The organism is Carnimonas bestiolae, assembly GCF_051251145.1.
Lineage (GTDB): Bacteria > Pseudomonadota > Gammaproteobacteria > Pseudomonadales > Halomonadaceae > Carnimonas > Carnimonas bestiolae.
Window position 1 is genome coordinate 244,696 of record NZ_JBPCZK010000001.1, and the last position, 13,817, is coordinate 258,512.

Here is a 13,817-nt window from a genome sequence, read left to right on the forward strand (position 1 = left end):
ACTGAGCATGGCCCGAAAAACCAAAGCCGAAGCCGAAGCTACACGGCAGCATTTGCTGGATGCCGCAGAACAAGTGTTCTTTGAAAAAGGAGTATCTGGTACTTCGCTAGACCAGATCGCGCGCCGTGCTGGCGTTACCCGAGGGGCGGTTTACTGGCATTTTTCCAATAAGGTATCGCTGCTCGAAGCACTCATCCAGCGCGTGCGCTTGCCGCTGCAGCAAATGCTGGATGAGTTGGCTGGCAGTTGCCAGGAGTCGTACCCGCTCGAGAGCCTGAAAACGACGCTGACTGAAGCATTAGTGCGCTGTGAATCGCCCCGCATGCGCAGGATCTACACGATTATTATATTCCGCTGCGAGTTTTTTGATCAGCTTTCGGATGAATGCCGAGAGCACGAATATACTGAAGAAGCCACGCAGATTTTTACCACGCAATTTTCGCGTGCCCAAAAACTCGGTCAACTCCGCGAAGGGGTGTGCCCTAAACAGGCCGCTAACATCCTTTATCATTTCCTGCATGGACTTCTGAGAGACTGGCTGCTTTCGCCCGAGCTCTATTCTATTGCAGATACCGGCAGTGGCATGATCGACCTACTGCTTGATGGATTCCGTGCGTGACGGCAACGCCGCAAGTTCGGGATAACGCGCCAGCAGCCAGCGTTTCAAATGCGTTATGGCGCGGCGATGCAATTGACACACCCGTGACTCGCTGACGTTGAGACGTTCACCGATAATTTTAAGGCTTAGCCCCTTCAGGTGATAAAGAATCAGCGCTTCACGTTCGCGCTCATCCTCAATCGCGTCGATTGCTTCATATAGAAGGGAGCGCCGTTCCTGGGACAGCAACTTCTCTTCGACCCAATCGTCGCTGCTATCTTCCGCGGAATCCATCCCCTCGGCCTCGTCATACTCCTTGAGATACCCACTGTTGATATCGTTAACGTGCTGGTGATACTGGGTTAGCGGCACCTCCATAACCTCCGCGATATCGCGATCGCGAACGGTACGACCGTAGCGTTGCTCGAGCTCTCCATTGATACGATCGATTACCCGAGCCTGGCGACGAATGCTGCGAGGAAGCCAATCGCGACCGCGCAACTCATCGAGCATGGCTCCCTGAACACGACGACTGGCGAAGGTTTCGAACGACGCGCCCTGATCTTCCTTGAAACGTGTCTCGGCCTCCAAAAGCCCTACCATACCCGCCTGCACCAAATCGTTAAGATCAACGTTGGCGGGTAATCGCGCCTGAACCTGCAGGCGCCGAGCGGCTGCTTTTATATGCTGCTGTAGCCGGAGTCGAGATGCTGCTACCTGATGATCATCGGATACCTTTCTAACTTTGCCTGCCATGACGAGGTTCTCCTCTGCCTGGTTGAGTGGACCACTCTATTGTTGGCACGAGGAAATCAGGCCCAAGATGTTTGTAACGGGCTTTATATCCCGTTTCACTCCTTTAAAAATTCATGGAATTTCCGCGGACCCGCGCTTGGCGCGGGCTGACGCGCTATCAATAAGGGCGCAGAAAGCCGCAAATACGTTGCTCAGCGTGAAGTAACCCGGAAAAGACTGATAATTTTCGAGAATCTCTTAAATTAATATTAAGAACAAATAGAGCGACGATATCGTTACTAATATTAATTTAATCTTCGCGCCTAATTGGCTAAGCCTTCTCTGATCATGCAATTGATACGCCGATCTCTTTGCCGAACATTCCTGCTTCGCCGTACAATAGCCGACCATGACTAACCCACGCTCGCTGAAGCTCTTTGTTTCAGCGGGCCAGCGAAGGATGCTTCAGCTCGATGCGCGCCAGCCAGATTCTCATTTCGACCCTCAAGGAAGTACCCGCTGACGCGGAAGTAATCAGCCATCAGTTGATGCTTCGCGCCGGCATGATCCGCCGCTTGGCGTCAGGCCTCTATACCTGGCTCCCGCTGGGACTGCGCACGCTGCGCAAGGTTGAGAAGGTGGTGCGCGAAGAAATGGACCGCATTGGCACTCAGGAAGTGCTAATGCCAGTCGTTCAGCCGGGCGAGCTGTGGCAGGAATCGGGACGCTGGGACGACTACGGCACCCTGCTTCTGCGCTTCAAGGATCGTCAGGATCGCGACTTCTGCATGGGCCCTACTCATGAAGAGGTAATGACCGATCTAATGCGCCGCGAGCTTAATTCGTACAAGCAACTGCCGGCCTCCTTCTACCAGATTCAAACTAAGTTTCGCGACGAGTTTCGCCCGCGTTTTGGGGTAATGCGTTCGCGCGAGTTCATCATGAAGGACGCCTACTCCTTCCATATTGATGCACAGTCGCTCAAGGATACCTACCAGCAGATGTACGATGCCTACACGCGCATCTTTACGCGTCTGGGCCTCGACTTCCGCGCGGTACAGGCCGACAACGGCTCGATCGGCGGTGAGGGATCACACGAATTCCAGGTACTCGCCAGCTCCGGCGAAGATGCCGTGGTCTATTCGAGCGAATCCGAGTATGCCGCCAATATCGAGAAGGCAGAGGCCTGGTTTGAAGCCAGCGAGCGCCCTGCTGCGACTGAAGAGCTGCGTGTGGTGGATACGCCGAATGCCAAGACCATCGAGGCACTCGTCGCGAACCACGGTCTCGATATCAACCACACCGTCAAGACGCTGCTGGTCAAAGGTGCTGAAGGTGGGCTGGTAGCCCTGCTGGTGCGCGGTGATCATCAGTTGAACGAAATCAAGGCAGAGCACCAGCCCGAAGTTGCCAGCCCGCTCGAGTTTGCCTCGGAAGAAGAAGTGAAGGCAGCGGTAGGCGCAGGCTTCGGCTCGCTGGGGCCAGTGGGGCTTGAAATGCCGGTGATTATCGACCGTGATGTGTCACTGATGAGTGATTTCGCAGCGGGCGCGAATCAGGAAGGCAAACACTACTTTGGCATTAATTGGGAGCGCGATTTGCCGCTGCCGCGTGTCGCTGATCTGCGTAACATCGTCGAAGGTGACCGCTCTCCCGACGGTAAGGGCGTACTGAAGATTGCTCGCGGCATTGAGGTTGGGCACATTTTCCAATTGGGCGATAAATATTCACGCGCCATGAATGCCACCGTGCTGGGCGAAAACGGCAAGGCCGAGCTGCTGTCGATGGGCTGCTACGGTATCGGCGTTACTCGCGTAGTGGCCGCCGCTATTGAGCAGTGCCACGACGAGCGCGGCATTACCTGGGGTGCTGAGCTAGCCCCCTACCAGGTGGCCGTGGTACCAATGAACGCGCATAAATCGGAGCGCGTGCGCAATGCATCAGAAGCGCTCTACACAACGCTCACCGAGGCAGGTATCGAGGTGCTGCTCGACGATCGCGATTTGCGCCCCGGCAACAAGTTTGCCGATCTTGAGCTGATGGGAATTCCGCACCGTATTGTGGTCGGTGATCGCGGGCTCGATAACGGCGAGCTGGAGTACAAGGGACGCCGTGATAGCGATATCACCATGATCAAGGAAGCCGACGTCGTCGAATTCTTGCAGGCACGTCTTGACGCTTAAGCGGTAGTACGGATGATTAAGGCGCGTAACTTATACGCGCCTTAATACTTTAAGCGATGTACGCGATCGCTCGATAATCTTCCTTCGATTGTCACCCAACCACGCCGTTATTCTCGGAGCCGACAATGCCCTTTGGCCTCACTCATGAGCGCTCATGGCGCACCACCCTGACGCTTTATCGTCGCCCCGAAATGCTCACCATGCTGTTTTTGGGCTTCTCATCGGGCCTGCCCTTCCTACTGCTATTTTCCACCCTATTTGCGCGGCTGCGCATGTCCGGCGTAGAAGTGGCGACAATCGGCTATTTCTCGTGGATTGGCGTAATTTATTCGATCAAGTTCTTATGGGCACCGGTGGTGGACCGTTTGCGGCTGCCGCTGCTGTCGCGCCTGCTGGGGCATCGGCGCAGTTGGCTAGTGGTCGCTCAGTTGGGCATTTTGGCCGGGCTCGCAGCTCTCGCCTTGCTTAACCCCACTGCCCATTTGGGCATCCTGGTTGTGATCACCCTTGCCGTCGCTTTCGCGGCGGCTACTCAAGACATCACTATTGACGCCTACCGCATCGAGTCGGCCAGCGATGATTTGCAAGCCGCCATGGCCTCGATCTATGTGATCGGTTATCGCGGCGGCCTACTGGTCGCCGGCGCCGGCGCTCTAGCGCTTGCGGGGGCCTTTTCATGGCAAGTGGCCTATCTGTGCATGGCTGCGCTGATGCTTATCGGCCTGATTACTGTATTGGTGCGCCCTGAACCCGCCCGTAGTCCCACTCGCGCCGCCATTCTGCAAGAACCACGCGTGCGCGCTTTTATTCGCACCAGCCATGATATGCCGAGGCCTATGCGGCGCTTGATCGTCTGGCTCATTGGCGCAGTGGTGTGTCCCTTTACCGATTTCTTCGGCCGTTATGGCCTGCGCGCACTCGCGCTGCTGGCATTTATTGGTGTTTTCCGCATCAGCGATTTATCAATGGCAGCGATGGCCAATCCCCTTTACATCGATCTAGGATTCTCTACCGAGCAAATTGGCGTGGTCAGCGGCATTTTCGGGGTCTTCATGACGCTGCTGGGAGGACTAATTGGTGGTGCACTGGCAGGACGCTACGGCGTGCGGCCGCTACTGTGGATAGCGGCGATCGCCATTGCGCTGGCTAATCTGTTATTCAGCGCGCTGGCGCTCTCCGGACACAGCCTGATCATGATGGTGGTGACCATTACCGCCGACAATCTGGCCGGCGGTATTGCCAGTGCGCTCTTTATTGCGTTCTTGTCGGGCCTGACCTCACGCGCCTACACCGCGACTCAGTACGCGCTGTTTTCGTCCATCATGACACTGCCTGGCAAGCTGATCGGCGGCTTCTCGGGCAAGATCGTCAGCTCGATTGGCTACCCGCAGTTCTTCGTTGTGGTCGCCCTGCTCAGTATTCCCGCCATTTTGCTGGCGCTGTGGATCTGGCGCGATCCAAAATTCCATCACAACATCGAAGATCAGGCGGAGTAACGTCGTCGGGAGCGTGCTGCCGACGGATAGTTTGCTCAGGCAAACTGTGTCAGCCACTCCAGCGCGCCTGGTGTGGCAACCCAGCAGCCCCGCAGCAGCAGCCTGACCTGCCACGCCTCTGCCCGCGATCCTGGCTGGCCGTTGGCCTCGCCGGTCAGGGTGTTGCCCAGCCTGACGGGCGTCATCATCGCGACCACATAGCGATTGATTCGCTTCACCGACTTGATAACAGCGGCCGCTTGATCACGGCGCTCAAGCCGGAACAGCGCCAACGCGTGCGCAAGCGCTTCGGCAATGGGCGATTCATGCCCGTGGCGACCGTTGATCAGCGCCACGACCTTCTCGTTACGCTCTTCCAGAAGAAGGTGCTCAAGCACCAGCTCGTAAAGCCCCATTGGGTCTTCGCTATCCAGGCGATAAAGGCGTGATGCAAAGCGCCTCGACTGCCGCCTGTCGCTGCGCTCGAGTGCCGAAATCAGGGCGAGACCAAACAGGTAGATAACCGAGTTATCGCCCTGCTGCCACGGCAGCGCTGCATGCCGCCGTTCGATCGCGTTAAGCCAGATGTCAAAACGCCGCGCTAACGGAGTGATGAAGGCATCCGCCATCCATGGCAGGCTGCCAAAGCGGCTCGCCAATGCCGTCGCCAGCTCCCGCATTACCAGCGGTGACACCAGCCACTGCGGATGCTCATTCAGCGCCGGCAGCCAGCGCCGTGCGTGCATCCACAGCTGGGCAGCCTCAAGCTCCGACGCAAGCCCCTGCTGTTGACCGGTCACCTGTGACCACGCCTGGTAGTACTCGCGATCCTTGCGCGACGGAATGTAGCAAGTGGTGCCGTCATCGGCACTGACCAGACCACTTAGCACCGCGTCAGGCAACTGCCAAAGCGTGTTGCGCAGCGCCAGCAGCGAGTCAGCCAATTCGTCCTCTGTGGCGATCATTTCATCGGCCAGCGCCTTGGCAGGATGGCGCGCGAGCTGCTGAACGAACGCCAGTTCGTCGGGATCGGCGTCGCTACGACGCGCCAGCCTGCGATGCCAAAATGCGGCGCGCTGCTGGGCCTTGTCGGCGTGACCTTCCTGAAGCAACAGCATGGTTTCCAGATAGGCCAGCATCGGCGCATCCGGAATTAGCCGCTGCGCCAGCGCAAAGTTCTCACGCGCGGCCGCCAAATCGTCGTTTTCAAGCTCGGCTAGCGTCAGTTGCTCGAGGGCAAAGCCCTTGAGGCGATCGCTATCGCTGGCCAACGCCACACCGATCAGCCTATCGAGCTTGCGTGAAAAGCCTCGCTGGCGATAAAGCTGCTCGAGGGACTCGAACGCTTGCTCAACCAGCGCGTGTTCATTGCGCTGATGACTGCGCTCAAACAGCAGCTCGAACAACAGCTGAGCACGTCCTAATTGGCCCGCCTCGGCATCGACGATTCCTGCCTCCAACAGCGCCTGCAGCGGCGTGTGGCGACTGTTGGCAGCACGCTTGAGCAGATCGCCGCGCCACTGGCACAGCGACAGCATCCACATCAGGTTGTCGGGCAGCGGCCCGGGGAAGGTAATTTGCTGACAGCAGTCGCGAAAGCGACGGCCGCTATCGCACCAGCACATTTCGTTGGCAGCCGGCTTCGCCAATGGCTCACTGGCAAAATCGAGCCTGACCAGCGGCGTCTGATTCCATAGCGGTGCCGCCAGCGCCTGTGCCAGCCGGACGTCCTCGCCGACCAAGCGCGCACCGTCACGGCGCGCCCATCGAAGCAGCGACGGGTAGCATTCGTCACTACGAATAGCCCCAAGCGCCGCTGCCGAAAAACTCAGCAACTGATCGATCCATGCGACCAGCATGATGTCGTCGTGATCTGCCACGCGTTGAATTCACCTTGGTTGATTCATTACTACGGGCGCTCATTCAAAGCGATACCGCATCTGGCTTGTAGCGCAGCGCCGTTGGCAATGGTACGGTTTTGCGCTCGATCACTCTGGCCTTGCGAACCCCCATGTTAACCGTACTCAAGCGAACCTCAAACAAGCCGCTGTCGCATTCTCCTTCAGGTTTCAAGCTGGAGCGGGAAGGAAGGGAGCGGATTCGTCGCATTAGCCACGCCGTGAGCGGAGTCGCGTGGAAATCAACGCTGCTTAACATGCTGTGGATTGGCGGCCCGGTAACGGTGATCGGGGCGATTGGTGGGTATTACATCGGCTATGGCCGGTTACCCACGTTGGGCAACATGGTGTTCTTCGTATTTTTCGCGGTCATTACCAGTCTTGCCGGTGTGATCGGTAATATCGTCAACAACTACAAGACCGCCGGCAAGACGCGCAGCATAGAACGCCACATGCTGCGCGTTATTGACGATCTGCCTGACCTTATCATGATGGTGCGTGATCTGGGTGTCGATCAGTTGGAAGGCGATGCTCGCCGCCGCGAAGGCGCCACCATTTTGCTGCGCAAGCAAGATCTGTCGCCCAATGGGGTGGATCTAGCGGTGCGCGACCTGCTTGAAGATACCGAGGCCGCGCGTATTTTCGCCGATATCGAAACCCATCGCCGAATTGGCCTGCATTCACGCATTGATGATCTGGTGATTGACCACGGCGATTTTATCTATCCGCTGATCACCTCGCTGCGCCACGCCGCCCCCGAAGCTGCTGCACTGCTGGAAGACCGCTTTCACGGCCGCATGCGCGATCTCAACCAGGGCGTTGCGCGCGACGAAAACTTCATCGAGCGCGTGCTCTCTGCCAGCGAGCAGCACGACGATTTGCTGATGACCCTCGATGACGCAGGACATATGTTTACCCTCGCCTTCGAGCTAATCAATGGCCGTGAAATTCCGATGCTGGTGTTTGGCTACATAGGCCGCTGGCGCTATGCAGAAGCCTTCGATCGCGTCGAAGAAGCCCGCGCGCGCTATCGCATTAGCCAGGCAGTGGGATTATCGCGCTTGAAGGCGCTTACCGTTTACCTCGCCGAAACTTCCGAAACGCTGGTAAAGGATGCTGCCGCGGGACTGCACGCGGATATCTTACTGAAACGCTCTCGGGCCGCCATGGACGATCTGGCCCAGCGTATTACGCAAATGGCCTGCATCGAAGAGAGCGACGAAGCGCTGCTGCGCGAGCACGCCGATACGCTCTCCAACGCGGTACGTCTTTACCGACGCATGCGCGACAGCTTCGATCAGGTAGGCCGCCATCACGACGCGCTGCTAAGAGCGATCAAACGCTGGGAGCGCATTGCCAATAGCGGCCCCGATAATATGACCGAGCTGACCATTGGTGAACAGGGTGAAGGGCTGCGTATCCACGAAAAGCGCATTGCGCTCGATCACCACGCCAAGGTACAGCTGTGCTCTACGCTGTCTCCTCATCTTCGCTATCTGCAGCGCAAACCCGCTGATGGCACGTCGGCGACCTCACATCCGCATTCGCTTACCCTCGATGTCGATAACGCCAAGCGGTTAGCGATAGAAATTGCGGTCGCACTCGAGCCGCATGTGCATCTGTCGCGCCCAGAGGTGCAGCGTGCCATTCACTCGACCAATGCCGCCGATTTTAGCGCGCTGGAGCCAGGCTATTCGGCAGCCACCAAAGCGGCGCTGGCGGCAGCGATGGTAAAAGAGCTGGAAGATGATTTGTCACGCAGCGCAGAGTCGCTCGCATTGGCCTTAGTCAGTCACTACAAGGTAGAGCTGCCAGAAGATGCCAAGGACTTTCTGAGCCGCCAATACGGCGCCCGCCGAGAGGTACTAGGTCAACTTTCCGCTAACCAACTGACCCGCCAACAGCGGCCCGAAGTCAACAACGAGCGCATGCCCCCGCTGGGGCGCACACCGCGCCACTGGTACCGTGCCTTGGTGCTAGCACGCAGGATTCTGGAAGAATAGCGGTACAGGCTCGACGCCGCACCTTGAATACTGTATAAAAACACATACTGCTTGCTAACCAGACTTCCCATGCGCTTGATCATCGCCGAAAAGCCAAGCCTCGCCCGCGCCATCGCCGCTGCTCACGATCAGCATTTCACCCAGCGCGAAGGCTATCTCGAAGCCTCCGACACCCTGATCAGTTGGTGCTACGGCCATCTGCTTGAGCAAGCGCCGCCGGATTATTACCATCCGGCGTATAAGAAATGGGCGCTTGAACATTTGCCGATCGTACCAACGCAATGGCAGTTAGTGCCGCGCCCTAAAAGCCGCGCGCAGCTAGGCGTGCTCAAGCGGTTGCTGAAGCGCGCCAACGAGGTCGTGCACGCCGGCGACCCCGATCGCGAAGGGCAGCTGCTGGTGCAGGAGACGCTCGAATATCTGGGCTGGCAAGGCAGCACTCACCGGCTGCTGATTAACGACATGAACCGCTCGGCGGTGCGTAAAGCGCTTGCCTCAATGCGCGACAACCGAGAGTTTCTGGCGCTTTATAGCGCCGCTGAAAGTCGCGCCCGCGCCGACTGGCTTTACGGTATTAACCTCACTCGCGCCTGGACACTTACCGGTCAGAAGGCTGGCTATCAGGGAGTGCTGTCAGTTGGTCGCGTGCAAACCCCGGTGCTAGGGCTGGTGGCGCGGCGCGACGCCGAGATTGAGGCCTTCGTGCCGGCGCCCTTTTATGCACTGTGGGCGGATTTCACCACCGCGCAGGGCACTACCAGAGCCTGGTGGCAGCCGCGCAACAGTGAATCGCTTAAGGCCTCTGGACAAATGGACGATGCTGGTCGGCTGCTGGATCGCCGTCTCGCTGACCAGCTGTTTACATCGCTGCCCAACGCAGCAGCACGCGTGCTGCAGGTAAAGCGCCAGCACAAACGCCAGCGGCCACCGCTGCCCTACTCGCTTTCGACGCTACAAATAGACGCAGCGCGGCGCTACAAGCTCTCGGCCAAAGCCGTGCTCGACGCCGCCCAATCACTTTACGAACGCCACAAAATTTCCACCTATCCGCGCTCCGACTGCCGCTACCTGCCCAGCAGCTATTTGCAGCAGATTGGTACCACCCTCGACAACGCCTGCGCCAACGATCACACCCTGTCGGGCTGGCGTCAGGGCTGTGACGATAGCCGCCGCAGCGCTGCCTTCAACGATGCCGAAATTGGCGCTCACCATGCCATTGCTCCCACCGGTCGTCAGCCCGACTGGTCGCGTCTTGGTCAAACGGAAGCACAGGTATACCGGCTGATCGTGCGCAATGTGCTGGCACAGTTTTATCCGCACCATGAATTTCAGGACGTAACCGCCACCTTCGAAGCGCCAACGAATAGCGATGCCATGCCGCCAGAGGCATTTGTCGCCCGCGGCAAGGAGATCACCGTTGCTGGCTGGAAGCCGCTGTTCGCTAGTCGCGAGCAAGCCCCGCCGCTGCCAACGCTCAATGAGGGTGAAACCGCGCAGGTCGCCGACTGTGCCGTTGAAGATCGCCTGACCCAAGCGCCCGCCCACTTCAACGATGCCAGCTTGCTGAATGCCATGACCCACGTGGCGCGCTACGTGAAGGATCCTGCCATTCGCGACACCCTGCGCGAAACCGATGGGCTGGGCACTGAAGCCACCCGCGCCGGTATTATCGAAACCTTGATCAAACGCGGCTTGATGGCCCGCGTTAGCGGCAGTCTTCGCGCGACACAGGCTGGCCGCGCGCTGATCGCTGCACTGCCCGAGGATGCCACCACACCCGAACGCACCGCGCATTGGGAGCAGGCGCTAAGCCTGATTGGCGAAGAAAAGGCCAACGCCACCAGCTTTGAGCAGCAGCTCAAGGAAGAAATAACCCGCTTGTTAGCCGCTACCGATATTCAGCGCATGCGACATGCGCTGTCACTCAAACAGGGAGTCGAAGCGAGCGCTGCTCCCAAGAGCGGCGCACGGCGACAGCGCAGCGGTAGCACATCCAAGCGGCGCTCAGCGGGTACCTCCAAGCGGCGCTCGCGCAGCGACTAAAGGCGTGACTTCTCCGCAGCTTCCCCGCCTTTCCTCTACACCTTTTCCGCCACAAAAAAGCGCCCCTTCGACACGAATACTGTCGAAGGGGCGCCATTGCTTTGTGGTTCGTTAGGCCATTGGCCCTGTTAACCGGTGTTACGCAACCCTGCCGCAATACCCGCCATGGTGACCATCAGCGCTCTGTCCAATGACTCCGGGATATCGTCTTCGGCCTCGCGAGCGCGGCGTAGCAGCTCGGCCTGCAGTGCATGCAGTGGGTCTATATAGGGATTGCGAACCGCGATGGCCTGCCGAATCAGCGGTGAGTGCTCTAGCAGCGCTTCCTGGCCGCTAATCGTCAGCAGCTGATCGATCAGTGTCGAGAGACGCTGGCGCAGGTTAGCGCCCAGGCTTTCAAGCTCAGGCTCCTGAATCAAGCGCTGCTCGTAGTGGTGGCTAATGGTGGCATCCGACTTGGCCAGCAGCATTTCCAGCAGATCAATATAGGTAGCGAAGAACGGCCACTGCTCACGCATGTCATTGATGATGCGCTGCCCATCGCTGTCGTTCCAGCGCTCAGCGAAGGCCGCGTCAGTGCCCAGCCAGGCGGGTAGCATCAGGCGGGTTTGCGTCCAAGCGAAAATCCATGGAATGGCGCGCAGCGACTCAACACCGCCTTGACTGTTGCGTTTGGCCGGACGCGATCCCAGCGCTAGCCGCCCTAGCGCCGTTTCGGGCGTTGCCTGGCGGAAGTAGCTAACAAACTCTGGCGTATTACGCACCGTATCGACATAGGCGGTATGAGCAATCGACGCCAGTCGATCCATTTCTTCACGCCATTCAGACTTGGGCACCGGCGGTGGTGTCAGCGTTGCCTCGAGTACCGCACCGGTATAGATCTCCATGGTACGCGCCGCAATCGAAGGCTGACCAAACTTGAAGCGAATCATCTCGCCCTGCTCGGTCACCCGCAGGCTGCCGTTTACTGATCCCGGCGGCTGCGACAGGATTGCCGCGTGTATCGGGCCGCCACCGCGTCCAACCGTACCACCGCGTCCATGGAATAGCGTTAGATCAACGCCGTGTCGCTGACACACCTCGGTCAGTTGCTCCTGAGCACGGTATTGCGCCCAGGATGCCGCCAGTTGTCCCGCATCCTTGGCGGAGTCCGAGTAACCGATCATCACTTCCTGACGATCGTCAATCAGCGCACGATAGGTCGGCAGCGCCAGCAGTTGGTCGATGACCTCGCCGGCACCGTCGAGATCATCAAGGGTTTCGAACAGTGGCGCGATAGGTAGACGCACCGCGCCGGCTTCCTTCATCAACAGCGCGACGGTGAGGATATCGGAAGCGCTGCTCGCCATTGAGATGACATAGCTGCCCAAGGCTTCCGGCGACGATGAAGCGATCACCTCGAAGGTGTCGAGCACCTCACGCACTGACTCGGAACATTGCCACTGGCGTGGCAGCAGCGGGCGCGGCGAAGCCAACTCGCGAATCAGGAACTGCTGGCGCTGCTGCTCGCTCCACTCGTCATAGGATTCGCCCAACAGATCGCGCACCAGTTCAGTCATAACTTCGCGGTGGCGTCCCGATTCCTGACGAATGTCGAGCTTGACCAGGGTGACACCGAAGCTGGCAACGCGGCGTAGACTGTCGAGCAGTGCACCATTGGCGATACTGTGCATGCCGCATTCCATCAGCGAGCGGTAGCACAGCGCCAGCGGCTCAAACAGCTGCTCGCGTCTTTCGATAAGCGGCTCCTTGGCGTTCCACTGTTCCCCTTTGAGGCGTGCCAGCATCACCTCACAGGTCGTTTTCAGTTGTTCAACAACCGGTACCAGTAGCGCTCGATACGGCTCGGCAACCTCGCCCACCTGCTCGTTCAGCTCGCTGCTGGCTTGCCACATCGACAGCTCGACACGCAGCGCCTCCAGATCGCGTAGATGCAGCCGCGCGGCCACATAGCGAGCGTGCAGCAGCGCGCGGCGCGTTACTTTTGCCGTCACATTGGGGTTACCATCGCGATCACCGCCCATCCATGAGGCAAAACGCAGCGGCGCGGCATCGAGCGACAAACGCGGCTGCCCTACCGCCAGCAGCTGGGAGTCAAGGTTGCGATAGAAATCGGGCAGTGCCTGCCACAGCGAGTGTTCAATGACCGCGAAGCCCCAGCGCGCTTCATCAACCGGGGTCGGACGGGTGTGACGAATCTCGTTGGTGCGCCACACCTGACTGATCAAGTCCGCAAGCCGTTCGTAAAGACGACTGCGCTTCTCGGGGTAGTGACGCGCATCGGCAATCTGCTCAAGGCAGTCGTCCACTTCGTCGTATTTATGAATCAGCGTGCGCCGCACTACTTCGGTCGGATGAGCCGTTAGCACCAGCTCGATACGCATTTTCTCGAGCGTATCGCGCAGCTGCGCCGCATCGGCCCCTTCGCCCGCCAACCGCTCAAAGAGCTGCGGCAAACGCTCGGGCTGGCGGTTGGGGCGATAGTCGTCGACATAGTGGAGCGACGCCTTGTAGTGCTGTTCGGCAATATTGGAGAGGTTGAGAAACTGATTGAACGCCCGCGTAACCGGCAGTAGGTCATCATCGGAAAGCTGATAGAGATAGTCGGTCAGAGCCTGCATGCCCTGCCGGTTATCGCTGCGGTGGGCCTCTTTGGCGAGATGGCGAATTCGTTCGATGCTGGCAAGAAACGACTCGCCGCGCTCAGCACTGATCGAGTTGCCGAGCAAATCCCCCAACAGACGCACGTTTTCGCGCAGGGATTCGTTTAGATCGTTGCCTTCACTCGCAATTGGCAAAGCATGACGCATAACCTACTCCCACTCTCACAAAGTGGCCGATTGATTCGACCATAACAAGACGGTGCTCAGTAATCGGTGATG

8 protein-coding genes are annotated in these 13,817 nt (G+C 58.7%); 5 read left to right on the plus strand and 3 right to left on the minus strand.

Going from position 1 to position 13,817, the window contains the following annotated elements:
- Positions 1 to 7: 7 nt before the first annotated feature.
- On the plus strand, positions 8 to 619 hold the full coding sequence (locus tag R84865_RS01215; protein ID WP_435638620.1) for a TetR family transcriptional regulator: 612 nt from the start codon (positions 8 to 10) through the stop codon (positions 617 to 619).
- Here R84865_RS01215 and fliA read toward each other — a convergent pair.
- On the minus strand, positions 593 to 1,354 hold the full coding sequence (gene fliA, locus R84865_RS01220; RefSeq protein WP_435631629.1) for an RNA polymerase sigma factor FliA: 762 nt from the start codon (positions 1,352 to 1,354) through the stop codon (positions 593 to 595). The two genes, R84865_RS01215 and fliA, sit on opposite strands and share 27 nt — an antisense overlap.
- A 452-nt stretch (positions 1,355 to 1,806) precedes the next feature.
- Here fliA and R84865_RS01225 point away from each other — a divergent pair, with 452 nt between their 5' ends.
- The gene (locus R84865_RS01225) at positions 1,807 to 3,516 is read left to right on the plus strand and encodes a proline--tRNA ligase (RefSeq protein ID WP_435638621.1); all 1,710 of its coding nucleotides are present in this window, start codon (positions 1,807 to 1,809) and stop codon (positions 3,514 to 3,516) included.
- Positions 3,517 to 3,641: 125 nt separating this feature from the next.
- Positions 3,642 to 5,012, plus strand: a complete 1,371-nt coding sequence (locus tag R84865_RS01230) for an AmpG family muropeptide MFS transporter (RefSeq protein WP_435638622.1) — start codon at positions 3,642 to 3,644, stop codon at positions 5,010 to 5,012.
- Positions 5,013 to 5,047: 35 nt separating this feature from the next.
- Here R84865_RS01230 and R84865_RS01235 read toward each other — a convergent pair whose 3' ends face one another.
- On the minus strand, positions 5,048 to 6,871 hold the full coding sequence (locus R84865_RS01235; RefSeq protein WP_435638623.1) for an SEC-C domain-containing protein: 1,824 nt from the start codon (positions 6,869 to 6,871) through the stop codon (positions 5,048 to 5,050).
- A gap of 131 nt (positions 6,872 to 7,002) precedes the next feature.
- Here R84865_RS01235 and R84865_RS01240 point away from each other — a divergent pair, with 131 nt between their 5' ends.
- A complete protein-coding gene (locus tag R84865_RS01240; protein WP_435631633.1) occupies positions 7,003 to 8,892 on the plus strand; it encodes a hypothetical protein in 1,890 nt (629 codons plus the stop codon).
- Positions 8,893 to 8,961: 69 nt separating this feature from the next.
- Positions 8,962 to 10,935 (plus strand): DNA topoisomerase III, encoded by a 1,974-nt coding sequence (locus R84865_RS01245; RefSeq protein WP_435638624.1) that lies wholly within the window; start codon positions 8,962 to 8,964, stop codon positions 10,933 to 10,935.
- A 128-nt stretch (positions 10,936 to 11,063) separates the two neighbouring features.
- Here R84865_RS01245 and ppc read toward each other — a convergent pair whose 3' ends face one another.
- A complete protein-coding gene (gene ppc, locus R84865_RS01250) occupies positions 11,064 to 13,745 on the minus strand; it encodes a phosphoenolpyruvate carboxylase (protein ID WP_435631635.1) in 2,682 nt (893 codons plus the stop codon).
- Positions 13,746 to 13,817: the final 72 nt, after the last annotated feature.